This window comes from Okeanomitos corallinicola TIOX110, from assembly GCF_038050375.1.
Lineage (GTDB): Bacteria > Cyanobacteriota > Cyanobacteriia > Cyanobacteriales > Nostocaceae > Okeanomitos > Okeanomitos corallinicola.
This window is the reverse complement of record NZ_CP150886.1, coordinates 3558041-3583425: the sequence shown is the minus strand read 5'-3', so window position 1 is coordinate 3583425 and position 25385 is coordinate 3558041. Positions and strand designations below refer to the sequence as shown.

General features: G+C 36.3%; 19 protein-coding genes and 1 tRNA gene. 12 read left to right on the top strand and 8 right to left on the bottom strand.

Features of this window, described 5'->3' with window-relative positions; translation table 11 throughout:
* The first annotated feature begins 20 nt into the window (after nucleotides 1-20).
* A complete protein-coding gene (gene proX / locus WJM97_RS15640) occupies nucleotides 21-2000 on the top strand; it encodes a glycine betaine/L-proline ABC transporter substrate-binding protein ProX (RefSeq protein ID WP_353929717.1) in 1980 nt (659 codons plus the stop codon).
* Nucleotides 2001-2144: 144 nt separating this feature from the next.
* Nucleotides 2145-2642: an HNH endonuclease gene (locus WJM97_RS15635; protein WP_353929716.1), complete on the top strand. Its 498-nt coding sequence runs from the start codon at nucleotides 2145-2147 to the stop codon at nucleotides 2640-2642.
* A gap of 290 nt (nucleotides 2643-2932) precedes the next feature.
* Here the strand turns inward: WJM97_RS15635 and WJM97_RS15630 are convergent, their stop codons facing one another.
* Entirely contained in the window at nucleotides 2933-3892 is a 960-nt protein-coding gene (locus WJM97_RS15630) for a glycerophosphodiester phosphodiesterase (RefSeq protein ID WP_353929715.1), read from the bottom strand.
* A 157-nt stretch (nucleotides 3893-4049) separates the two neighbouring features.
* On the opposite strand from WJM97_RS15630, the gene WJM97_RS15625 reads away from it, so the two are divergent.
* Together WJM97_RS15625 and ligA are read left to right on the top strand one after the other, a co-directional pair.
* Nucleotides 4050-5114, top strand: a complete 1065-nt coding sequence (locus WJM97_RS15625; protein ID WP_353929714.1) for a vWA domain-containing protein — start codon at nucleotides 4050-4052, stop codon at nucleotides 5112-5114.
* 160 nt (nucleotides 5115-5274) lie between these two features.
* The gene (gene ligA / locus WJM97_RS15620) at nucleotides 5275-7320 is read left to right on the top strand and encodes an NAD-dependent DNA ligase LigA (protein ID WP_353929713.1); all 2046 of its coding nucleotides are present in this window, start codon (nucleotides 5275-5277) and stop codon (nucleotides 7318-7320) included.
* A 216-nt stretch (nucleotides 7321-7536) separates the two neighbouring features.
* Here ligA and WJM97_RS15615 read toward each other — a convergent pair whose 3' ends face one another.
* From WJM97_RS15615 to WJM97_RS15600, 4 genes are all read right to left on the bottom strand, one after another.
* Nucleotides 7537-10770, bottom strand: coding sequence for a type ISP restriction/modification enzyme (locus WJM97_RS15615; protein WP_353929712.1), 3234 nt, complete (start codon nucleotides 10768-10770; stop codon nucleotides 7537-7539).
* Nucleotides 10771-11064: 294 nt separating this feature from the next.
* Nucleotides 11065-11544, bottom strand: coding sequence for a DUF29 domain-containing protein (locus tag WJM97_RS15610; protein ID WP_353929711.1), 480 nt, complete (start codon nucleotides 11542-11544; stop codon nucleotides 11065-11067).
* 138 nt (nucleotides 11545-11682) lie between these two features.
* Nucleotides 11683-12765 (bottom strand): photosystem II q(b) protein, encoded by a 1083-nt coding sequence (psbA, locus tag WJM97_RS15605; RefSeq protein ID WP_353929710.1) that lies wholly within the window; start codon nucleotides 12763-12765, stop codon nucleotides 11683-11685.
* A 300-nt stretch (nucleotides 12766-13065) separates the two neighbouring features.
* A complete protein-coding gene (locus WJM97_RS15600) occupies nucleotides 13066-17253 on the bottom strand; it encodes a CheR family methyltransferase (RefSeq protein WP_353929709.1) in 4188 nt (1395 codons plus the stop codon).
* A gap of 100 nt (nucleotides 17254-17353) precedes the next feature.
* Here WJM97_RS15600 and WJM97_RS15595 point away from each other — a divergent pair, with 100 nt between their 5' ends.
* The gene (locus tag WJM97_RS15595) at nucleotides 17354-17482 is read left to right on the top strand and encodes a hypothetical protein (protein WP_353929708.1); all 129 of its coding nucleotides are present in this window, start codon (nucleotides 17354-17356) and stop codon (nucleotides 17480-17482) included.
* Here the strand turns inward: WJM97_RS15595 and mazG are convergent.
* Together mazG and WJM97_RS15585 are read right to left on the bottom strand one after the other, a co-directional pair.
* Nucleotides 17479-18291: a nucleoside triphosphate pyrophosphohydrolase gene (mazG, locus tag WJM97_RS15590; RefSeq protein WP_353933183.1), complete on the bottom strand. Its 813-nt coding sequence runs from the start codon at nucleotides 18289-18291 to the stop codon at nucleotides 17479-17481. The two genes, WJM97_RS15595 and mazG, sit on opposite strands and share 4 nt — an antisense overlap.
* 61 nt (nucleotides 18292-18352) lie before the next feature.
* Nucleotides 18353-18961, bottom strand: coding sequence for a metal-binding protein (locus WJM97_RS15585; protein WP_353929707.1), 609 nt, complete (start codon nucleotides 18959-18961; stop codon nucleotides 18353-18355).
* A gap of 131 nt (nucleotides 18962-19092) precedes the next feature.
* Here WJM97_RS15585 and WJM97_RS15580 point away from each other — a divergent pair.
* The 3 genes from WJM97_RS15580 (at nucleotide 19093) to murF (ending at nucleotide 21707) form a co-directional block, all read left to right on the top strand.
* Nucleotides 19093-19165 (top strand) — tRNA-Val (locus tag WJM97_RS15580).
* A 927-nt stretch (nucleotides 19166-20092) separates the two neighbouring features.
* Nucleotides 20093-20230: a hypothetical protein gene (locus WJM97_RS15575; RefSeq protein WP_353929706.1), complete on the top strand. Its 138-nt coding sequence runs from the start codon at nucleotides 20093-20095 to the stop codon at nucleotides 20228-20230.
* Between the two features lie 127 nt (nucleotides 20231-20357).
* Nucleotides 20358-21707: a UDP-N-acetylmuramoyl-tripeptide--D-alanyl-D-alanine ligase gene (gene murF, locus WJM97_RS15570; RefSeq protein WP_353929705.1), complete on the top strand. Its 1350-nt coding sequence runs from the start codon at nucleotides 20358-20360 to the stop codon at nucleotides 21705-21707.
* A gap of 439 nt (nucleotides 21708-22146) precedes the next feature.
* On the opposite strand, the gene trxA is transcribed toward murF, so the two are convergent.
* Entirely contained in the window at nucleotides 22147-22473 is a 327-nt protein-coding gene (gene trxA, locus WJM97_RS15565) for a thioredoxin (protein ID WP_353929704.1), read from the bottom strand.
* A gap of 420 nt (nucleotides 22474-22893) precedes the next feature.
* Between trxA and WJM97_RS15560 the strand changes: the two genes are divergently transcribed.
* The 4 genes from WJM97_RS15560 (at nucleotide 22894) to WJM97_RS15545 (ending at nucleotide 25380) form a co-directional block, all read left to right on the top strand.
* Nucleotides 22894-23499, top strand: a complete 606-nt coding sequence (locus WJM97_RS15560) for a VWA domain-containing protein (RefSeq protein ID WP_353929703.1) — start codon at nucleotides 22894-22896, stop codon at nucleotides 23497-23499.
* A gap of 184 nt (nucleotides 23500-23683) precedes the next feature.
* Complete coding sequence (locus WJM97_RS15555; protein ID WP_353929702.1) at nucleotides 23684-24289, top strand: VWA domain-containing protein; 606 nt, start codon at nucleotides 23684-23686, stop codon at nucleotides 24287-24289.
* Nucleotides 24290-24345: 56 nt separating this feature from the next.
* A complete protein-coding gene (locus WJM97_RS15550) occupies nucleotides 24346-24951 on the top strand; it encodes a VWA domain-containing protein (protein ID WP_353929701.1) in 606 nt (201 codons plus the stop codon).
* 27 nt (nucleotides 24952-24978) lie between these two features.
* Entirely contained in the window at nucleotides 24979-25380 is a 402-nt protein-coding gene (locus tag WJM97_RS15545; RefSeq protein WP_353929700.1) for a hypothetical protein, read from the top strand.
* Nucleotides 25381-25385: the final 5 nt, after the last annotated feature.

Here is a 25385-nt window from a genome sequence, read left to right as displayed (position 1 = left end):
CCAATCACCAAATTCTGTTCATGTTTATAAATCTATCATCTGAGATACTAGCAACAAATAGCCTAGACGCAATACTTAACCCCTTTGAACTTTATACCTTACCCCTAGAAGATTGGATTACCGATGGCGTTGACTACGTAGTTGATAACTATCGTCCATTCTTCCAAGCCATTCGTATTCCCATTAGCTGGACTCTAGAAAGTATACAATGGCTGTTCCTGAGTATTCCACCACTTATCTTCATCATTTTACTAGGTTTACTGGCTTGGCAATTAGCAGGAAGTAAAATAGCCATTTTCAGTGTCATAGCCTTGAGTTTAATCGGCTTTGTTGGGGCTTGGCAACAAGCAGTAGTATCCCTCTCCCTGATATTAACTGCCGTAGCTTTTTGCATGGTAGTGGGTATTAGTCTTGGTATTCTCTGCGCCAGTAATGAGAAATTAGAAAAATGGCTACAACCCCTCCTGGATGCCATGCAAACCCTACCGTCATTTGTCTATTTAGTACCAGTAGTAATGTTATTTGGGATTGGGGAAGTTTCGGGAGTTATAGCCACCTTTATCTTTGCAGTACCTCCCCTAGTACGCCTAACTAATCTGGGAATTAGGCAAGTATCCGAAGAAGTAGTAGAAGCAGCTACAGCCTTTGGTTCTACCCCTAGACAAATGTTATGGGAAGTACAAATTCCCCTAGCGATGCCTACAATCTTAGCTGGTGTAAACCAAGCCATCCTCTTAGCTTTATCCATGTCAGTAGTCACATCCATGATTGGTGTCAAAGGCTTAGGGGGTATGGTTTTACAAGGCTTAGGAAGTTTAAATGTAGGACTAGCTTCTGTAGGGGGATTAAGTATTGTCCTGATTGCAATTATGCTAGACCGTATGACTCACGTTCTCGGTCAAACAGACAGTCAAGTTGATTGGAAACAACGTCCTCCCATCAGTTTTTTCTTGTCTCCATCAACTCAATATGGTGCGATATTCGCTTCCACAATTATTTCCATCTTGCTAGTGACTTCCATCTGGAGATCAATACCGGAAACTAAAACTGCTGTCCAAGAACAATTACCCGGTACTGGCATTGAAATAAAATCTGTTCACAGTAGCTTACAAGAAGAACGTTTCCAAACCGAGATTGTTAACATGGCTTTGAGAAAACTCGGTTACGCAACTCCAGAACCACAACGAATTGAACCTACCACAATGCATCTAGCTTTAGGACAAGGCGACCTAGATTACTCACCTGTGCATTGGGAAAAAGGTCACAATACGTTTTTTGAAGAAAGTGGTGGTCAGGAGAAATTAGAACGAGTTGGTGTAATTAGTGCTAATCTCTTGCAAGGTTATCAAATTGATAAAAAAACCGCTGATAAATACAACATTACCAACATTGCACAACTCAAAGATCCCAAAATTGCCAAACTTTTTGACTCTGATGGAGATGGTCAGGCCAATTTAACTGGGTGTAATTCTGGTTGGGGTTGTCAGTTGGTGCTTGACCATCACCTCAAAGCCTATGGATTAGAAGATACGGTAGAACAAGACAAAGGTACTTACTCAGCCCTGATTGCAGATACTATTACTCGCTATAAACAAGGTCAACCAGTCCTCTATTATACTTGGACTCCGATGTGGATGGCTGGTGAGTTAAAGGTTGGTGAAGATGTAGTTTGGTTAGAAGTTCCCTTCACTTCTCTACCCGAAGGACAGGAAAATCTGACAGAGAAAGATACTACAGCAATGGGTAAAAATTTAGGATTTGCCATTGATGATATCCGCATCTTAGCTAATAAGGAATTTTTAAATCAAAATCCCGCAGCCAAGCGTTTATTTGCACAGATTAAAATTCCTGTTGATGATATCAACAAACAAAACCAACTCTTTAAGAATGGGGAAAATAGTACAGAAGATATCCGTCGTCATGCTAGGGAGTGGGTTAAAAATCATCAAGCTGAGTTTGATAGCTGGGTTGAAGAGGCTAAGAAAGCTTCAGGTAATTAATAATTGGGCATTGGGCATTGGGTTATTCACTACCTCATCGTAGGACTCCTGCCCATTATTCCTAAAAGTATAAAATATTCTCATATCCCCAGGAAGATATATTTGTGTTAAAATATATAAAACTAATACCTTGAGCTAATATCAATGGGGAAGGTTTTAGTCCTAAACGCCTCCTACGAACCGCTCAACATTACCAGTTGGCGACGTGCCGTAGTTTTATTAATCAAAGGCAAAGCAGAACACGTAGAACACAACGGTAAAGTCATCTACTCGGATTTTCCGTTACCCACAGTGATTCGGTTGCGCCATTACGTCCGTGTTCCTTACAAAGAAATTCCTATGACTCGTCGCAATATCTTGCATCGTGACGGTCATAGTTGTCAATACTGTGGTTACACAGGAGATGATTTAACACTTGATCATGTTATGCCGCGATCGCGTGGTGGGGGTGATGTCTGGGAAAATCTCGTTACTGCCTGTGTGCGTTGCAATGTTAAAAAAGGTTGTCGTACACCCCAAGAAGCAAAGATGCCTTTGCGCCATCCACCCCGTAAACCTTACAGTAGTCTGTATTTTGAGGTAACGAAACATCTCAAGAGTGGACTGCATCAGGAATGGCAAAAGTATGTAATAGGGCTTTGACATCAACACAACAGTAATTAAGCAACAGGGGTAATTAATCTTCACCCGCTGATGTATCTGCTTGACCTTAGCTAGGACAGTATATCATACATCTGAGGTTAAAATTACCCTTCAGCTGTGTTTTTGTGGCTTTTCGGGTGAAGCACCCAAAGCTAGATAATTCGTTTGCCCAAATTATAGTTAGCCATTGACTACACAGATTTACTATTATACCTCATTTTTTGAGGTATGAAAACTTTTTACTATAAATTTTTCATTAAGATTTACACAAAAACAGACTTTCAACTCTATCACCTGTCACCTCGTGCTGTAAAAGCGGTATCTGGAAAATCACTAAATACTCCATCTAGTCCTAGTTCAAAAAATAATTTATATTCCTGTTGTGGGTTATTGTGAAAATCTACAGGTAGGAAATTATTCTCATTTCTAAATGTCCAAGCATGAACTAATAAATCCTCAGCATGGGCATTTTTAATTAAAGATGTTGGAGACTGTATTTTATTGTTTATATTGCTGGGAATAATCAGGTTTTTATTAACTCCTATCGCTTGTGCATATTCGGCAATTTTCTTTAAACCCAAAGGTTGAATCATATCTTGATAGGTGTTAGTATTTCCATTCACAGTAAAATCATAGGGTTGACCTGTATGGTTAATTAATTGTACTAAAAGAATATCTGTTTTTTGTGATATTTCTTGCAAATTACTAACTTCAAAAGATTGAATAAATACAGAAATTTTAACTTCTTGCAATGCAGTTAACAACGGTAATTCTAATGGTAACCCTATTGATTGAAAATAACTGGGATGTTTAGTTTCTGGGTAAATACCAACATTATATTTTTGGGCTAAATCAATTATTTCTTGTAGGGTAGGAATTGGCAAGATGCCATGATAATCTGTATTTTGAGGACGAATTTCTGGGATTCTTTCTTCTGCTGTTAAAGTTTTAATTTCTGCTAATGTCAAATCTTCTGTAAACCAACCTGTTTTAATTTCTCCATCAATGATTTTTGTAGTTTTCAAATGGGCAAATTCAGGATGTTCAGCAATATCTGTAGTTTGGGAAATTTCATTTTCGTGACGAGCAATTAAAACCCCATCTTTGCTAATTACTAAATCTGGTTCAATATAATCAGCACCTAAATCAATTGCTAATTGATATGCAGCTAATGTATGTTCGGGACGATATCCACTTGCACCTCGATGAGCGATGATTATTGGGGGTGTTTGGCTCGTTTTTCTGATCATCTCATCAAGAAATTAATTATCTCTGTATTTTAACTGAATTACTTGTTTTTAATCTAACCGAATATTACAATATTTTACAGTAATATTTTGTAGATGTTCACAGCATTTAAAATAAATATATATCATATCATAAATAACTGAAAATTTGGTTACAGTTATGACAAGCAATAATATAGAAGTAGTCTTCAGCTTTGATACCACTGGTAGTATGTATCCTTGCTTGACCCAGGTGCGGAAAAAGATTAAAACTACTGTTACTAGATTGATGGATGAACTTCCTTTAATTAAGATAGGAATTATCGCACATGGTGACTATTGTGATGCAGATTCAAGCTATGTGACAAAAATTTTCGACCTGTCTGGTGATGTAGATGAAATTTGTAATTTTGTCGAAAATGTTGAACCAACCTATGGGGGAGATGCACCAGAATGTTATGAATTAGTATTACATCAAACACAATCTCTATCTTGGTCAAAATCTGCTAGTAAATCATTGGTTTTAATTGGTGATGATATTCCCCATGCACCAGCACATAATCCCCAAAAGTTAAATTGGCGTAAAGAAATAGATAAATTAGGTGATAGCGGAATTATGGTTTATGGAGTTCAAGCACTCAATCGCTCTCATGCTACACCTTTTTATCAAGAAATAGCTGAAAAATCGGGCGGTTTTCATATCAATCTTGATCAATTTTCTTATATTACTGATTTGTTTTTAGCTGTTTGTTATCAAAATTCATCAAATGAACAATTACAAGCTTATGAACAAGAGGTAATTGAGCAAGGAAGGATGAGTCGGGGATTAAATAAAATATTTAATACCATGATGAACCGAGAAGGTGTTTCCTATTATGAAGATAGTGATTTAAAAGCAGTTACTCCCGGACGTTTTCAAGTTTTGGAAGTAGAACAAGATATTTCTATCAAGGCTTTTGTATTGGAGAATGGGTTAAGTTTTAAAGTTGGTAGAGGCTTTTATGAGTTTACCAAAACAGAAACTATCCAAGCTAAAAAAGAAATTGTTTTGATGGATAGAAAAACAGGTGATTTATTTGCAGGTGGTGCAGCTAGGGAATTGTTAGGTTTACCTATGGATGCAAGTATTAGAATTAAACCTAGTAATTTAGAACAATATGTGGTATTTGTACAAAGTACCTCAGCTAATCGTAAGTTGATTGGTAAAACTAGGTTTTTATATGAGGTGGAAGATTGGGATAGTTAAAAGAATTTAGAATGCAAAATTTAGAATTTAGTCTGAAAAAGTCGGTCAGTAAATATTATTTTTACTGACTCCTACTTACAAGAGATAGATTTAAAATTGAGATTATTCGAGATATTATAGATATTCGGAGGTATTAAGTTTTTATTTTCTAACTATTATCATGAACTCAACTCAGTCTGAAGCTAAACGTATAGAAGAATTACGACGATTATTACAACAAGCTAGTTATGCTTACTATGTCTTAGATAATCCCATGATGGAAGATACGGTTTATGACCGACTGTATCGAGAGTTACAGGAGTTAGAAACCCAACACCCAGAATTAATTACTCCTGATAGTCCTACTCAGCGCGTAGGGGAAAGACCAACAACCCATTTCACTACAGTACGTCACAACATACCTTTGTATAGTTTGGAGAATGCTTTTAATATTGAGGAGTTACAAACCTGGGATAAACGTTGGCGAAGACACCTACCTAATCAGTATTTACACGATAATGTGGACTATGTAGCAGAGTTGAAAATTGATGGTGCTGCTTTGGCTTTGACTTACGAAAACGGTATTTTAGTAAGGGGTACAACTAGGGGTGATGGGGTAACGGGTGAAGATATTACCCAAAATGTGCGGACTATTCGCTCAATTCCCCTACGTTTGAATTTTGACGGGATACCAGAAATTGCCAAGGTGGAAGTACGGGGAGAAGCATTTTTACCTGTAGAGGTGTTTCAAGAAATTAATGAGAAACGTCAAAAAGCAGGTGAACAGTTATTTGCGAATCCTCGTAATGCTGTAGCTGGTACACTCAGACAGTTAGATCCTCGTATTGTAGCACAGCGGCAGTTAGATTTTTTTGCTTATACCTTGCATATTACAGGTGTGGATGATTCTGGAGTTGCTAATACTCAATGGGAAGCTTTAAAACTTTTACAAAAGTTAGGCTTTCGTGTTGATGGGAATCATAAACTGTGTCATTCCATTGATAAAGTCGCGGAATATTACCAATATTGGGATACGGAAAGGTTAAATTCCCCCTATATGACGGATGGGGTAGTAGTAAAATTGAATACGTTTAAAATCCAAGAACAACTGGGGTTTACACAGAAGTTTCCCCGCTGGGCGATCGCTCTTAAATACGCAGCAGAGGAAGCACCAACCCGTGTAGAAAATATCACTGTTAATGTGGGCAGAACTGGCGCGTTAACTCCATTAGCGGAGATGAAACCAGTACAATTAGCAGGTACTACTGTTTCCCGTGCTACCTTACATAATAGCGATCGCATTACCCAATTAGATATCCGCATCGGTGATACCGTCATTGTTCGCAAAGCTGGGGAAATTATACCAGAAGTCCTAAGTGTAATTAAGGAACTACGTCCCCCCGATACAACACCTTTTATTATGCCTTCCCATTGTCCCGTATGTGGTCAACCTGTGGTGAGAGAATCAGGAGAAGCGGTTACTAGATGTGTAAATGCTTCCTGTGCAGCAATTTTGAAAGGGGAAATCGAACATTGGGTAAGTCGGGATGCGTTGGATATTAAAGGAATGGGGGAGAAACTGGTACATCAACTGGTGGATAAGGGTTTGGTGCATTCTGTTGGCGATTTATACGACTTGACAGAAGATAAGTTATGTGCATTGGAACGGATGGGGCAAAAATCAGCCCAAAAATTGATTAGTGCGATCGCACAATCGAAAAATCAGCCTTGGCATAGGGTATTATATGGTTTGGGTATCCGTCATGTCGGTAGTGTCAACGCACAGTTATTAACGGAGAAATTTACCACCGTAGAAAAATTAGCTGCTGCGAGACAGTCGGATATTGAAGGTGTTTATGGTATCGGTGCGGAAATTGCTCAGTCAGTTTATCAATGGTTAAATGTCAGTGCAAATCAAAGTTTGATTTCTCGTTTGCAAAGTATTGGATTGCAATTTGCAAACATGGAAAAAGCAGAAGTTGCAACTGAGGTGAATGATAATTTTGCAGGTAAAACTTTTGTGGTGACTGGTACTTTACCAACTTTAAAACGGGATGAAGCGAAGGATTTGATTAAAAAAGCTGGTGGTAAAGTTAATGATTCTGTGAGTAAGAAAACTGATTTTTTGGTTGTTGGTGCTGACGCTGGTTCTAAGTTGGAGAAAGCGGAAAATTTGGGAATTAAACAGTTAAGTGAAGCTGAGTTATTGGAGATGTTAAAACTATAATTTTTATAGTAGGGTGTGTTAGCGATAGCGTAACGCACCATTTTTATTATTAATGTCTCACGCAAAGACGCAAAGACGCAAAGTTTTGTAGGTTGGGTTGATGTGAGGAAACCCAACTTTTTTATCCTTAATATCTTACCCAAAGACGCAAAGAAAGAGTAACAAACCGCAGAAACGCAGAGAACACAGAGGAAGAGGGTTTTTTAGGTTGGGTTTTTATTTGATGGGGAATTCAGGAATTAAGTTATCAATTTCTATCATTATTTCTAAGGTTTCCGTTAATGCAATGACTATTTTTTGATAATGGGTAATTTCATCCTCTGATAATGTGCGTTTGGCATTTTTTCGGTCTTTTAACCATTTATCTAATACTTGATATCCACCAATTTTAAATTCCCAGATGTGTTGGGGAATATCGGTAAAGTAATTTTGTTTGTTGATATATACTCTTTGTAGTTCTGAGTTATAGGTAACTTCAGTAATTTGGTTATCTGCAATTTCCTGATAGGTGGTTATTGGATGATTGAGTTTTGATGATTTCATTAAATGCAGGTTTACTAATTCTTCTCCTTTGGTGGTGAGGGAGTTAAATAATTCTTGATTATTTGTTAAAGGAAGACGAGGAAAATCTATTTTTAAAAACTCTGCGTATCTACTGCGATAGGTTGGACTGTGAAAAATAGCATAAGCATAATAAAATATTTGTTCCGGTGTTGGTGTTTTACCAAGTTTGTTTTTGATGGTTTCTAAAAACTGGGGTGATAGGTTAGGGGTTTTTTCTATAAAAAGATTAGTTTGTTTATTTTCTGTATCAGGGTAAATATAGAGAGGAAATAAATAGTTAATTTCTTTAATAGATAAAGTGTGGTTTGATATAATTTGATCAGAACAAAAAATCTGATCATAAACTCTAGGTATTTCAATTCCTCTAGCTGTAATTAAACATAAATTTTCTTTGTTAAGCACATAACGCATAACTTCTTGTCTAGGACGATTAACTAAATTGCTGTTATGATAATAGTGTTTCCAATCAAAAGGACGGTATAAACAAGTTGTGAAATAATTTTGCCAATTTTTATCAATAGCTAATAATTGTCTTTTAGACTTAATTTTCCAATCTGAAGTTTCTTTAATTTGATAATTAATTAATATTTGCTCATTTGAAATACTTAAATCTCTAAAATCTTGTATTCGCTGATGAAGTATGTTTAAATCAAAGTCCATTACAAAATGATCTCGATGAGTTTTTACTCCTGTTGAATTTACAGGAAAAATATCTGTAACACTCCATCCTTGATTATATTCTGTAGCTAAATCAAAGTTTTTAGGTGCAAAAAAATAATTAGGTGCAGATGGTTGTAACTCAATCCAATCAACATTATCTAAACTTGCAGAATCGAGAAACTTATACTTTTCCTCACGATTTCCCCAGAGATCATAATACCACACCTTAGCCATTTCCTTAACACCATCTCTGGATTTATAAGCATTAGAAAAATAATCATGTGCGCTTTTTTCCCGGACAGCAATTAAAATCGCTACCCCTTGCTGAATATCAAAAACATTTTGATCAACATTTCCATCCGGTGTAGTTTCTTTCAACAAAGAATTACCATGTAAATCCATGATATACAAAGTATCAAAAAACTTTAATAACTCTTCCCTCATCCCTCGATGAATCAAACCATTCAGATAGGAATGATTAGTAATAAAACCAATAATACCATAACCTGTTGGTGTTTTTTGAATTTGATATTGAGCAAACCGAATAAATTTAATATAATCATCATCCAAAGGTTGAATATTTTTCTCATCTTCTAACCTAACTCTACCTTTATATAATTCTAAAAGTTCTCCAATATGGGTTAATTCTGTAATTGTTTTCCCCGCTTTCCCAGTTTTATAAATTTTCTGCCAAGTTGCACCATCAAATTTAATATCTGCTAAATATTTAGTATCTTGGTTAACCGTCTTTTTACGTTTACTCGCATTTTGGGAACTGACAGAATAAGGAGGATTTCCTAACACCACCATTACCGGAACTTCGGTTTTTACTTTTCCTGCTTGACTAGATTCTTCCGCAATAATTTCCGTAATTCCAGGAATAATTTCTTCTTGGTTTATTCCTTCTTCCAAAGCATTAGTTAAATAGATTTTTAATCTTTCTTCCGGTGCAAATTGATAACGTAAATCGCCTAATAATAAACCTAACTTTAAATGTGCAATAGTATAGGGAGTCATCAATAATTCAAACCCAAATAAACGGTTGAGTAAATTGATATCTCTTAAAAAACTATTCCATCTATCAATCCCATATTTAGTCATATAATCACGAATTTGTTTAATAACCGCATATAAAAATGTTCCTGTACCCGTTGCAGGGTCAAGAATTGTCACTTTCCGATTTCCTAAACCATGTTGTAAATCAAAAACTTGATCTAAAATATCATTAACAGAACGAACAATAAAATTAACTACAGGTTCAGGAGTGTAATAAACTCCGCGACTTTTTCTTAATGAAGATTGATAAGCAGCTAAAAAGGTTTCATAAAAATGAATTACCGGATCTTCTGTACGGGTTTCTCTCCCAAAGGTTTCTAAAATATTTGTCATATCAACTGTATTTAGTAACTCCACTAAATTCTCAATTGATTTATGAATTTTACTCACACTATCAGTAGCAATAACTATATCAAATAAACCTTTTAAAAACGGGATTCTATCACTAATATAAATACTAGCATGGCGACGATCAAAATTAAAACTTCCCGGATTTTGTGCATGGCCAACCTTTGCTGTAAATAAACCATAAGCAAGAGTTTGAGCATACATATCAGCAAAACTCTGATTATCTGTATCGAGAATTAATATAGTTTTAAAAGTTTCTTTTAATTGATATAATTCTGCTGAATTTGCTTCTATTTCTAAAGCTAATTCAATCGCATTTTTAATAGTTTTTGTATAAGCTGCCATTTCCCTAGCTAAATCATAATAGTTATTAATATCTTTAGCTTTTTGATCTAAAAATAATTGCAGTAATTCCGTGATAGGTTGTAAATCATCAACTATGGTAATTTCATCATTCTTCAAATTAGCTAATTTAGCAATTTTCTGACATTCCCCATCTACATACCACCGAAATTCTAGATAATTAGTTAAAATCAAATTGTAACCAATATTAGATTCTAAATAACGTTTTATTTGTTCGGTTTTGGCAATTTTACTTAAATCAATATTAATATCTTTAGCTTCTATATATCCTAAAATTCTGTCATTTTTCCTAATTGTAAAATCTGGAATACCTTCTTGATTACCTTTATCCTCAATTCTGGCATTAATTCCCATCATTAACCCTTCAATCAGACGTTTTAAACTAGGGTAATGACTCCGTTCTCCACCATGTTCAATGTTAATTTGTAAATCTTGAATATAGTTATTAAAATCAGACATAATCAGTAGAAGATTAATAGATAATTTCTGTACGAAGATATCATAAAATCTTTTACAACCAATTAAATTGTAGTGAAAACTTACAATACCAAATGGATATGATCTAATTGACCACTACATCCTCAAATTAAGTCCACATACATCCGCATTTATCTGCGTTCACTAAGGAACAGTTATATATGGGCGCACTCTTTCCCACCCATAACATATACTATAAAATAAATTTCTCGCCTTGTCAAGTCTAAATGAAAAAATCCGAAACCACCTATAAATCAAATCCGCGTACATTTGCGTTTATCTGCGTTCACAAATATCAGGAAAATAATCACCATCGAGAATTTGTTCAGGAGTAAACGGACATTTCTCAGGAAAAGTCTCACTTGGTAAACCCGTTTTATTAATTGCTTGTTTTCTAGCTTTGAGATAAACAGCATCTAAACAACCCAAAAAATAATTATATAAAGTTTTGGAACGACAAGAAAACTCTAACTCATCCCGAAAATTAGCAATCTCATTTTTCCAACCTCTTTGACAATACTCTCTTTCACTTTCCCAATAACAATACAGCAGAAGATGAATTAATAACTGTTTGAGATAACTTTCCACCTTTCTGCGTTGTTCAATCCCCAAAGCTTCTATCTCTTCAGCTAAATGTTCCCAATCTAAATTTTCAATATCTTGATTTTGTAATTGTTTGAGAGTAGTTTCTATCCACAAATAATAATCTTCTTCGTACAGGTTAGGTTGAATAGATGTCAATGTTTTTGTGGTCATTCCTTAACCTTTAAACAGTACATACCGCAATTTTAACATTGGTTTTTAAGAACTTTATATTCAATTCCTGCTTGTTCAATGCAAAAAAATACCCCCCATTTCTGGATGGTATTTTTTATTTAACTAATTAGTTGAATATTAACCGTTGATTGCAGGAGCGGTTAAAGCAACAGGAGCAACTTCACCAGCAGCTAAATCCAAGGGGAAGTTGTGAGCGTTACGCTCGTGCATTACTTCCATACCTAAGTTAGCGCGGTTGATTACATCTGCCCAAGTACCGATGACACGACCTTGAGAATCAATGATTGATTGGTTGAAGTTGAAACCGTTCAAGTTGAACGCCATGGTGCTTACACCTAAAGCAGTGAACCAGATACCAACTACTGGCCATGCAGCCAAGAAGAAGTGTAAGGAACGGCTGTTGTTGAAGGAAGCGTATTGGAAAATCAAGCGACCGAAGTAACCATGTGCTGCAACAATGTTGTAGGTTTCTTCTTCTTGACCGAACTTGTAACCGTAGTTTTGAGATTCGGTTTCGGTTGTTTCACGAACCAAGGAAGATGTTACCAAAGAACCGTGCATTGCAGAGAACAAAGAACCACCGAATACACCAGCTACACCTAACATATGGAAGGGGTGCATCAAGATGTTGTGTTCTGCTTGGAACACGATCATGAAGTTAAATGTACCGGAGATACCTAAAGGCATACCGTCGGAGAATGAACCTTGACCGATGGGGTATACCAAGAATACTGCGGTTGCTGCTGCTACAGGAGCGGAGAATGCAACACAGATCCAAGGACGCATACCTAAGCGGTAAGAAAGTTCCCATTCACGACCTAAGTAGCAAGCTACACCGATTAAGAAGTGGAATACTACCAACTGGTAAGGACCACCGTTGTACAACCACTCATCTAAGGAAGCTGCTTCCCAGATAGGGTAGAAGTGCAAACCAATAGCGTTGGAGGAAGGAACAACTGCACCAGAGATGATGTTGTTTCCGTAGATTAAAGAACCTGCAACTGGCTCACGGATACCGTCAATGTCAACGGGAGGCGCAGCTATGAAGGCGATGATGAAGCAGGTGGTTGCTGCTAACAGGGTAGGGATCATGAGTACGCCGAACCAGCCGATGTATACACGGTTTTCGGTGCTTGTGATGAACTCACAAAAGCGATCCCATACGTTTGCGCTTTGGCGCTGTTGAATGGTTGTGGTCATGTTCTTATGATTGCGTTTTATGTATGTATAATTTGGTAGGTGTTTCTACCTCATGAATTTATATTAGGGGAAATATTTCGATTTGTAAAGGGGTTTTCGTAATATTTTTTAAAATTTTTGAAAACTTGTGTAGTGAAAATGGTGATAACCTATATTGAGCAAGGGTTTCAGCCGTCAGCCAATTTTGTAACAGTTTCTCATATTAAGGAATAATGGGGAGCGCAAGAAACTGACCGAGATATCAGCACCAAGCAAGTAACTGGCTTGAGGAGACAAAAGCATCCCACAGTGGAAAATCTGTCACCTATGATTACTTCTTCCCACCAAAGCAGCAACTGCATTTACCAATTGATCAGGTTCAATAGGTTTATTCATATGCAATTGGAATCCTGCTGCTAAAGACTCTGCTTGTTCTGTATCTCCTGTATAACCAGTCAGTGCAGCCGCAGGAATTTGTCCACCCTCTTCAGCACTTAGCATCCTCACCTGACGAATTAACTCATAACCATCTTCTCCTGGCAAACCAATATCAGATAGAAGTACATCATAACTACCAGGATTAGCTTTAAGTATTGACATTGCCTCTTGTGCTGATGTGGCCTGTGTGACTTCAACTCCCAAGTCTTCCAAAACGATTTTAAATAATTCACGTAAATCTGGTTCATCATCCACAATTAGTACCCGCACACCAGTCAACGATGGGGAATTAGTGGGGGAAGAAACAGGTTCTGGAGCTATATCACTTTCTTCTAGGTTAGTTTGCAGAGGTAGCCTGACAGTAAAAGTTGTACCTTCATCTTGCCCTGAACTGAATGCTTCCACAGTACCACCGTGGAGTTCTACCAAATGGCGTACTATTGCCAGTCCTAATCCTAAGCCTGAATTTGATTTGCGTGTACTACTATTGCCTTGACGGAATTGCTCAAATACATAAGGGAGGAAATCAGCGCTAATACCTACTCCAGTATCTGTAACTTGAATTTCTGCCTGAGAATCTGTGTAATTGAGAGTGACATCAATTCTTCCCCCCGCAGGGGTAAATTTCACAGAATTAGAAAGTAAATTCCAGAATACCTGTTCTAAACGAATTGGATCTCCTAGTAAGGTTGTAGGTGTAGGATCTAATCTCGATTGCAGTTGAATATTTTTAGCCTCTGCGGATAAACTGACAACCTCTATGGCTGCGGAAATTATGGGTACAAGTTGAATAGGTTGAACATCCAGATACATTCTACCGGAGCTAATGCGAGAAACATCCAATAAGTCCCCAATTAGCAGGTTTTGAGCATGAGCAGCACGCTTAATAGATTCTAATGCCTGAAGAGATTGATTTTCATCAAGTTTTTGTTTCTGTAGTAATTGTGTCCACCCCAACAGAGAATTAAGAGGATTTCGCAACTCGTGAGAAAGGATAGATAAAAACTCATCCTTAGCACGGTTAGCTGTTTCCGCTTCTGTTCTAGCTGACTTTTCTTGTTCTAGCAGTTGAATCCGTTCTGCTTCTAATTGTTTCTGTTGGGTGATGTCTTCAATTGCGAGGAGAATTAGCTGTTCATCATCTATTTGCGGCATTTTTCGAGCATTAAGGTGCATGGTTTTTTGGCCAATTTGCTCAAAATTATGCTCAACTTCCACATTTTCAAAATAGGTTTGTTCAGGGAGAATATGTTCTAAGAGCGATCGCAATTGAGGAATATTCCACTGGCCATTGCCAATTTCATAAACCAAACGATTTTCTGTTTCTTCGGGCAATACTTGGAATGTATCGTAGAAAAATTGATTGGCTGTAATTACCCGTAAATCTACATCTAGCACTACTAAAGATTGGCGTACAGTATCTACTATTGTTTCTGCATAATCACGGGATGCTCTCAGTTGTTCAGCACTACGTTTGATAGCATCAATATCTACCAAAACTACTACAGCACCATCAATTTTATTATCTATCGTTCGATAGGGTCTAATCCGTAAATCATACCAATGACCATCTTGATCTTGCACTTCCAAAGTTTTCAAATTCAGGGTGCTAATAACCTCTAAAATTTCTACTTCTAAATCAGAAATATTTAACCGATGTTTAATATCACTAAATGGTCGTCCTACATCAGAAGGAATTAAGTTAAAAATTGACGCAGCTACGGGAGTAAAACGGCGAATTTGTAAATCTCCGCCTAACATAAGAATAGCGATATTAATACTACTCAGGAGATTTTGTAAATCATTACTAACCTGATTTGATTCAATATTTCGCCGTTGTAATTCATCATTAATAGTATTAAGTTCTTCGTTAGTTGCCTGAATTTCTTCCTTGGCTGTTTCTAATTCTTCATTGGTACTTTGTAATTCTTCATTACTAGAGAGAATTTCCTCATTAGCTGCTCGCAAATCTTGATTACTGGCTTGCTGTTCTTCAATAATTGATTGTAGATAATCTTTGGTAGATTTTAGTTCCTGTTGCAGAATCAAAATTTCCTGCTCATAACTATTTTTTTGCTCCCCTTCAGATATAATCTTGCCAGTTACTGGCAATGAACAACTGAGTAACGAGTATGTATCTGCAAATAAAATCAAAAAGAATTCTTCTCCTGTACCAGCAGGTTGAAAGGGAATTACATCAATTTTTACTAGCCTAGTTTGCTTTTCTTCTTGGATTTGTATCCCTTCCTGTTTGACTGGCATTTTTTGCTTTTTAGCTTGATGAATTAAACTACGTAAATCTAGCCGTAATTCTTCTCTTGCCATTTTTAGCAAATTAAAACTGGGTTTTCCCGGTGCTGGTTGTAAATAAGAAGCTGTCTGTCCCCGAAACTGCAAAATATCCAAATCACTGTTAATAATTACACCCACAGGTGCGAATTGGTTTAACACAATTCTGTCAGCCTCTTTTTGTATTTCTACCTCATGCCAAGAAGCGTCATTTTCTATTATTTGAGATTTTGCCGTTTCTACTGGATAGTTACTAGCAATTAAATCAATAGCTAATCGGGTAGGTGCGATTTTTCGAGCATATATTTTATACTTTTTATCTACCAGAGTAAATAAATCAGTAAATTCGCCCACTGTTTCCGATGTACCCAACATCAAAAAGCCTGTAGATTTAAGACCATAATGAAAAATCGGCACGACCTTTTTTTGGACAACAGCACCCAAATAAATAAGAACATTGCGACAAGTAATTAAATCCATGCGGGAAAAAGGCGGATCACCAATTAGATTTTGTCTAGCAAAAACACACAGTTCTCTGACTAATTTACTAATTTGGTAGCCACCATCCACTTGCACAAAAAAGCGTTTTAATCTTTCTGGAGAAATATCTGCTACTTGGTTAGGCTTGTAAATGCCTGCTCTAGCTTTTTCTATCGCTACTTCATTAATATCTGTAGCAAAAATTTGGATCGGGATATTCATTCCCTTGGTGCTTAAAAATTCCAGTAAGCAAATTGCAATAGAATAAGCTTCTTCACCACTTGAACATCCCGCCACCCAAATACGGAAAGGTGAATCTGACTGACGATCTTTGGCAATGGTAGGAAATACTTTCGTTTTTAAAGTTTCAAAAGCTTCTTTATCTCGGAAAAAACTTGTCACCGTAATTAAGACATCTTGATATAAGGCGGTGACTTCAGTCGGATGATTTTGGAGATAATTAAGGTAATCTTCCGGCTGATCCAATCTATACAACATCATCCGCCGTTGAATGCGTCGCTTCAGGGTATTTTGCTTGTAATGGGTAAAATCAACACCAGTAGCCGTCTTTAAAATCTGGAAAATCTTTAATAGCGCATCTGTTTCTTCTCGGATAACTTCAACTGGTTTAACTGTTTTTGAGTCATTAATGTAGGGATGAGTGCTAATATTTACCAGCTTTTCGGCGATTTGTGCAGGAGTGAGGATAAAGTCTACATAACCAGAAGCTATGGCCGTGTTAGGCATTGTACTCACCATTCCTGGTTCTTCGGCTTGAGCAAAGGTAATACCCCCTTCTGCTTTGATGCTTTCTAAGCCCCTTGTACCGTCTCCATCACCTCCTGACAACACCACGCCAATGGCTTTATTACCCAAATCCTCAGCTAAGGAAATCAAGAAACTGTCAATGGTCATTAGTTGGCCATGGCTTTTCTCACGGGGTTTGAGTTTCAGTACCCCTTGAGTAAGAGTCATTGTTTTACCAGGGGGAATGATATAAATATGATTCGGTTGTACAACCATTCCTTCCTGTACTTCAGTTACAGGTATTTGGGTCGTCCGGGAAAGAATCTCTGACAACATACTTTTTTGAGTAGGACTCAAATGCTGAATCAGCACAAATCCCATACCTGTATCTGTGGGTAAATGGCTCAATAGTTGTGTAAATGCCTCTAATCCCCCCGCAGAAGCCCCTATGCCGACAATTGGAAATAATTCTGGCTCTTTACTTTGTTGTTCTGGGGATTTTGGATTTGTAGATTTATTAACTTGAGTTTTCTTGGTAGATCGCGGAGAATTCATTATGATGCTCCCGGTTAAATTCTGGGATCTAATTTTTTTAGCCTGCTTTGATTAAAGCAGGGAGAAATTATTGATTAATGTCCTTTTTTTCTTAATAAAAATGACGTTAATTATCAAATATATTCATATCTTCATTATAGGCATTTGGGCGCACATGACATTTAATTATCAAAAGTTAACGTTGATGGATGGTTTCACTCTCTGGCAGGAAACAGGAAATAGTATTTAATCTTTCGCAAGTTTAGCCTTGGCTTGTTGCCAAAGTGCATCTAATTCTTCCAAACTATAATCACTCAGTGGACGATCAATCACATCTTCCATTTTTTGCAATCGTTGAATAAATCGCTGACTTGTACCTTGTAAACCTACACTCGGATCAAGATTATGCCATCTAGCTAATTGAATAATTGCAAATAGTAAATCACCTAATTCTGATTCTTGTCTCTCTGGTGTTTCCTGAGCTAATGCTTGTTGAAATTCTTCTAATTCTTCGTGGAACTTGCCCCAAACTTCATCTACATTATTCCACTCAAACCCAAAATTAGCAGCTTTTTGAGATATTTTCATGGCTGCGTTTAATGGTGGTAAACTACGCCGATAACGACTAAGTTTATCACTCAGTTTTTGTGTTTCTAAGGTTTCTCCTTTTTCTGCGGCTTTGATGGTTTCCCAATTTTGACGAACTTCTTCTACATTTTCTACTGTCACATCACCAAAAACATGAGGATGACGACGGATCAATTTTTGCGAAATTCCTTCAGCTATTTCTTGCAGGGAAAAATCACCGTTTTCACTGGCAATTTGCGCTTGTAAAACTACTTGTAATAATAAGTCTCCTAGTTCTTCAGCGATCGCTTTTTTATCCCCGGTTTGAATTGCGTCTACTACTTCATAAGCTTCTTCAATTACATAAGGGGTAAGGCTTTCGGGTGTTTGTGCTAAATCCCAAGGACAACCACCTTCAGGCGATCGCAATTTTGCCACTACATCAATTAATTCTTGTAATGCTGTTAAGGTCTGATTGTGATTTATTTCCATCATAAAACTTTGCTTCCTCTGTATATTTTGTTGGGATAAAGTTATTAACTATTATTCACTATTACTTGGTGCGGCTTTTATTAGTTCTAGATTGAGAACTACGTTTACCACGACTATTAACCTTAGGTTTCTTTATTTTGCCATTTGGCAACAATCCCTGTACACCTTGCTTTTGATAGCGTTTGTATGCTGAGTTAGTCCAATCGCTCAGAGAATGACTCATTGCACCCAGTTCACACCCTAAAAACAAAGCTAAAAATTCTCTATAATATACTGATATAGTCCGCCCCACGCTTCCCCAAACTTCCCCCCAATTCAAAGCCACGTTACCCAATTTAGCGAAAATAACTAAAATTAAAATCCCTACAACTGCTAAGAATGTACTGAGATATACCACTCTTAATGTTGTGCCAATAATTGGCCCATGGGACAAAAAAGACCGATGACGTAAGCTTTTTTGATAAGGTAGCCAAATCCAACGTAAAAATCCCCAACGTTGAAACTGACGGGAATAAATATCTAAGTCAGGACCAAACATCAACCCACCAAACATAAACCCACCCGCAATTAACAATGTCATATTGCTGCTATGAGTGGAAATTAAAGTTATACCTGATATTACAGGTACAGACCAAATAGTAATGCGATCATGGGTTTGACCAGAGGGCATTTTGAATAAAAGTCAATATTGAATACTGAGTCAGTATAGCTGACAACCAACCCCCAACCTGAAAAAAATTTTCTTTAACCCCTTGCAAAATTTAAAAAGTCTATGCTATATTAATTAAGTCAAGAAAACAGGGGCGGTTAGCTCAGTTGGTAGAGCGCCTGCCTTACAAGCAGGATGTCATCAGTTCGAGTCTGGTACTGCCCATTTTAAAGTTTAATTACACGCATAGCGGTTTACATTTAGGTGTAAGCCGCTAAGTTTTTGTCTATATTAAGCTTTTAGACTAAACAAGTAGTTTTACTGAAAATAAAGACATATATAAAAGGTAAAGAAGCTGCTAGAATAAGACTTTTGTGAGATGACGAAAAACCTTGATGTGTATGGGTTTAGCAGTGCTAAATCCTTACCTATAGAATCAAATGATTCAGCCGTTTTGAGTATAGCAACTAGCTGAAACTCTTATCTGCCATAGCATTGAAAGCTTTACAGATGGAAATACCATCACCTACTCCCGACTAAAAGATAGTGTTATCACCCCGATTTATAATTTTCTGTCAAGTTCTATTGACATTTTGTAATAAACTTGTTATGTTTGTTTACATAAAGTAATAACTAAAAAAAAATACTAAACAGTGTGTAACTGACAAACATGGGATTAATAACACCCTAAAACTATTTAATTTTTTAAAGTTTCTGTGCATCCAGTACAGTTTTCTGCATCGTCATTCTGACTTCTCCTATTAACCCCGGTTAGTTTCGCTGGGGTTTTTTATTATTTAATTTTCATGTCAAAATTTTTGTTGTATTAATAGGCGATGAGTAACTGTTGGCAAATGTGAATATTCGATGATAACTCTCAATTAACGTCAAATGTGTAATAAAATACAAAAATAATAATAGTAACACCAGTATAAGAAGTTGTTTTGACTCATATTATTTTTATGTATAGCATTTCACTTAATTTAGGCTAATTTCATTAAATCTTTAAAGAAAAAAGTTTGTCATGGGGTTTTGAAACAGCTAAAGTTTTGTTAAGATACTAGAGCTAGGAACAAATCAGAGAGATTGACCTATCAAAGTGTAGAGAAATAAATATAGCTAGTAGCCGCTAAAGGTTGAGAAGGTGAATAGATGACCACCTACATTGTTTTTGACGAAGCCCTCCAAATGCTGACAAACACCTATTTGATCTCAGCTATCGCTTTAATTGCAGCTTCTAGTATAGGTTTGGCAGTAATTGAAACAATAGAAAAAATAGGAGATCACTAAAATTTAAACTCCTGGGGTGTTGTTAAACCCGGTAACAGCTAACTCTTTTTTAGGAAATTGAGGATTTGCTTTATTTATGGTCACGATAATTGTAGGATTTTGTAATTAACTTTTATTGATGATCAGTATGCCTGGTTTGGCCTCTTTATCCCAATTGGTGGAAATTCTATCAGCCGATTCTATGAACTTATCTGCATCTGCTTTAACTCAAATCAGCTGCGGTATTCAAACAGACACAAGGATTTTACAACCTGGTGAAGTGTTTTTGGCGTTGCGTGGTGAAAAGTTTGATGGACATGAGTTTATACAAACTGCGATCGCGAAGGGTGCAATAGCAGCTATAGTTGATTATACTTATGCAAATTCTGAATATCCAGTATTAAAAGTTTCTAATACATTAAAAGCATATCAGCAAGTAGCCAGATGGTGGCGAGATTCCTTTTCCATTCCTGTGATTGGAGTAACGGGTTCAGTGGGTAAGACCACAACTAAAGAATTAATCGCCGCAGTATTAGGAACTCAAGGCAAAGTTCATAAAACCTATAGCAATTTTAATAATGAAATTGGTGTACCTAAAACCCTGTTAGAACTAGATGTTAAAGCTGATTTTGCCGTTATTGAAATGGCAATGCGAGGAAAAGGACAAATTGCAGAATTAACAGAAATTGCTAGACCAAATATCGGTGTCATTACTAATACGGGAACAGCACATATTGAGTTGCTAGGTTCAGAACAAGCGATTGCTGAAGCTAAATGTGAGTTATTACAAGAAATGCCTAGTGATAGTGTGGCAATTCTCAATTATGATAGTCCACTGTTAATGGAAACAGCGAAGAAATGTTGGCAAGGTGAAGTTATTAGTTATGGTTTTTTGGGTGGAGATATTCAAGGAAATTTAATTGATAACGAAACTATAGAAGTGGAGGGTGTGAATTTACCTTTGCCTTTACCTGGTCGCCATAATGCTAGTAATTTTTTAGCAGCTTTAGCAGTAGGGAAGGTCTTAAAAATTGATTGGGAAAATTTAAAATCTGGGATAATGGTAAATATGCCAGGAGGGCGATCTCAAAAGTTTAATTTACCTAATGATATTGTAGTTTTAGATGAGACTTATAATGCAGCCCCAGAAGCAATGTTAGCGGCTTTACAACTATTAGCAGATACTCCTGGAAAGCGAAAAATAGCTGTATTAGGAGCTATGAAAGAATTAGGATCAAGATCCCTAGATTTACATCAACAAGTAGGGGAAATGGTGCAAAAATTAGGTTTAGATGGTTTGTTAGTTTTGGCCGATGGTAAAGATGCAGAAATGATCGCTAACAGCGCGAAGGATATTCCCTGTGAATGTTTTACTTCTCATAGTGATTTAGTAGCGAGATTAAAGAGTTATGTAAAATCAGGCGATCGCCTATTATTTAAAGCTGCCCATTCTGTCGGTTTGGATAAAGTTGTGAATCAATTTAAGGAAGGGATTTAACAGTATTTATTCATTGTTGCCAAACCTATCAATGGTCACAAATTCATAGCCTTTTGCTAATAATTGAGGAATAAGAATTTTGGGCAGTGCTGATTTGGAATATGATTTTTATTTATTAGCGATCGCTAAACTATTACGTGACTAATACTTCAGATTTTTAGTTTTTCATTTTCATACCTTGATTCAGCAACGCCGATTGTTTGATATGATTTGCAATCTGGAACATTACACTCTATTTTTGCTATCAGAGCCAAAGCATGGAGGATGTTGTAGATTAGCAGAGATATTGGAACCCACATTCGGCAGATATTGAAACAGATTAAATAATTATGAATTGTAAGAGTAAAAAGCCTGAAAGGATTATCTGGAAATAATTTCAGGCTTTTTATTTGTAAAATAATAAGTGTGAAGTGGAGTACAACTGATAACTGATAACTAACTATACGGAAATATACTGTGCTAGAGTTTTAGCTAAAGTAGCTTTTGGAACTGCACCTACAACTGTGTCAATTTGCCGACCTCCCTTAAATACCATTAAGGTAGGAATGCTACGAATACCGTAATGACTAGCAACAGTGGGATTCTTATCTGTGTTCAGTTTCACCACTTTTACCTGGCCATCGTATTCAGCCGCAACTTCTTCAACAACGGGAGATAGCATTCTACAAGGGCCACACCAAGGGGCCCAAAAATCCACTAAAACTGGAGTATCACTTTCTAACACTTCCTGTTTAAATGTAGCTTCTGTGATTTCTGTAACAGTCATAGTCGTCCTCATAATTTGAGTTAGTGATTTGATATAGCAACGAACAAGAAAACGAACAAGAAGGTTAGGACATCAATCAAAACCAAAACTTATACACTGATAGGCTTCTCTTCTATCACTTTCACCTGTTCCCCGTCACCTACTATAAAATCAAATTACCGGGAAAACCGGATATTTCCTATGTTCAAAGCAAGTAATATCAAATTTTTCTATCTGAGACTAGATTGCACATTCATGGTTGTCAGCTAGATAGAGAAATCATCAATGGCTTCAATATTTAGTTGTTTAGTGATTCTACCTTAGAAAATAGTTGTTTCTAGATATCCAGACTTTAAATCATTATTACAATCCATCTGTATCTAGATATAGTCGTATTACCTAAGAGTTAAAATAAAAACAGAAAAATTACCAAAGAGATTTATGATGAGCGATCGCGACTATACATTAATCATAGACAAAAGCGGTAGTATGTCTACGCCAGACCAAGTAGGTGGTAAGAGTAGATGGGATATCGCTCAAGAATCTACCCTAGCTTTAGCTAGAAAAGCAGAACAGTTTGACCCTGATGGGATTACAGTTTATACCTTTTCCGGGCGTTTTAAACGTTATGAAAATGTCACTTCTGCCAAAGTAGTTCAGATATTTCAGGAAAATGATCCTGCGGGGACAACCAACTTAGCTAGTGTATTGCAAGATGCTCTCAATAATTATTTTCAGCGGAAAGCTGCTGGTCAAACTAAGGCTAATGGAGACACAATTTTAGTTGTGACTGACGGTGAACCTGATGATCGTAAAGCTGTATTTGAAGTCATCATTAGTGCAACTCGGCAAATGGATAAAGATGAAGAATTAGGAATTTCTATGATTCAAGTTGGTTCAGATCCGCAAGCCACAAAATTTCTGAAAGCCTTAGATGATCAATTGCAAAGTGTTGGTGCTAAATTCGATATTTGTGATACCGTAACCTTAGATGATTTAGAAGAAATGAGTCTGTCTGACGTGTTAATGAATGCTATCACTGATTAATTATTGAGCATCAATATTTTCTAATCAAACTGATTTTAATTAATCCGATTCTTTAAAGTGTGAAACCTGTAAGTATTCAGATTTAATATTCAATATTCAATATTCAATATTTAATATTTTTATTTCTGCATACTTACTAAAATCCAAAATTTCAAATTAAACCATCAAAATTGGAGCATAACAAATGTTAGAGAACAGAGATTATACACTGATTATTGACAACAGTGCCAGTATGGCCAAACTGAATGAAACAGGTGAAACAAGCAGATGGTTGGCTTTACAGGAATCTACTTTAGCCTTAGCTCGTAAATGTGAAGAATTTGATCCCGACGGTATAACTGTTTATCTATTTTCTCGCAGATTTGAACGTTTTGATCATGTTACATCTGCCAAAGTAGCCCAGATTTTTGCAGAAGAAATACCTGCTGATTCAACCAATTTAGTAGGTGTACTGCAAGATGCCATTAATAATTATTTTTCCCGCAAAGTTACTGGTAAAACTAAACCTAACGGGGAAATAATTTTAGTTATAACTGACGGTACACAACATAATCAGCAAGCAGTCTGTGAAATCATTATTAATGCTACTCACAAAATGGATAATGAAAAAGAACTGGGAATTTCATTTATTCAAGTAGGTTCAGATTCTCAAGCCACAAAGTTTTTTCAATCTCTAGATGATAAATTACAAAGCATAGGGGCTAAATTTGATATTTGTGATACCATTAAATTAGAAGACTTACAAGAAATTAGTTTAACAGAAGTTTTGATGAATGCAATCAATGATTAATTAAAATTACAAATTTTTAGTAGTTGTTTCCTTATTCATGACTGGAGAATAGATAGATGTTGGAAAATCGTGATTACACTTTAATTATAGACAAAAGTGGTAGCATGGCCACACCAGATCAAAAAGGCGGTAAAACTAGATGGTTTGTAGCCCAAGAATCTACTTTAGCTTTAGCAAGTAAATGTGAACAGTTAGATCCTGATGGCATAACTATTTATTTATTTTCCGGAAGATTTAAACGTTTTGAAAATGTTACATCTAGCAAGGTAGTACAAATTTTTCAAGAAAATGATCCTTCTGGAACTACTGATTTAGCAGGGGTATTAAAACACGCTACAGATGATTATTTTCAACGTAAATCTAGTAACCAAACTAAGGAAAATGGAGAAATAATTTTAGTTGTAACTGATGGTGAACCAGATGATCGTAAAGCAGTGATGAAAGTGATTATAGAAGCTTCTCGTCGTATGGATAGAGATGAAGAATTAGGTATTTCATTTATTCAAGTGGGTAAAGATCCCCAAGCTATGCGCTTTCTTAAAGTTCTAGATGATCAACTACAAAGTGCTGGGGCAAAATTTGATATTTGTGACACAGTAACAATGGATGATATGGAAGATATAAGTTTATCAGAAGTGCTACTAAATGCAATTAATGATTAATTAAATACATAATTTGGAGTGGAAACAATGGATTCCATTGATAAGTTATTGGCTGAAATTCAAGCTGAACACACAGAAGCAAAAAAAAACATCCATCGGCCACAAAATCCAACAGCAAATACAGCCAAACCTTTGATTAATTCTGTTTCTAAATCAGATGCTTTAATAGATAATTTATTAGCAGAAGTAAAAGCTGATTTTGTGGAAAGAGATGCTACTGAAGAATTAAGAAAACAACAGGAATTAGAACAAGAAAAAAATCGTCAAGCACAAATTAAAGTCCAACAAAGAGAAGCTTTAAAAAAGCAAGCACAAGCATGGATAGATAAATTAGACCCTTTGTCTTCCGAAGGAATTTGGTTTGAAAGTTTTGCTAAAGCATACCCATCAAAATTAGCAGCTGCTATTGAATATTTACAAAACAATTAATGCTA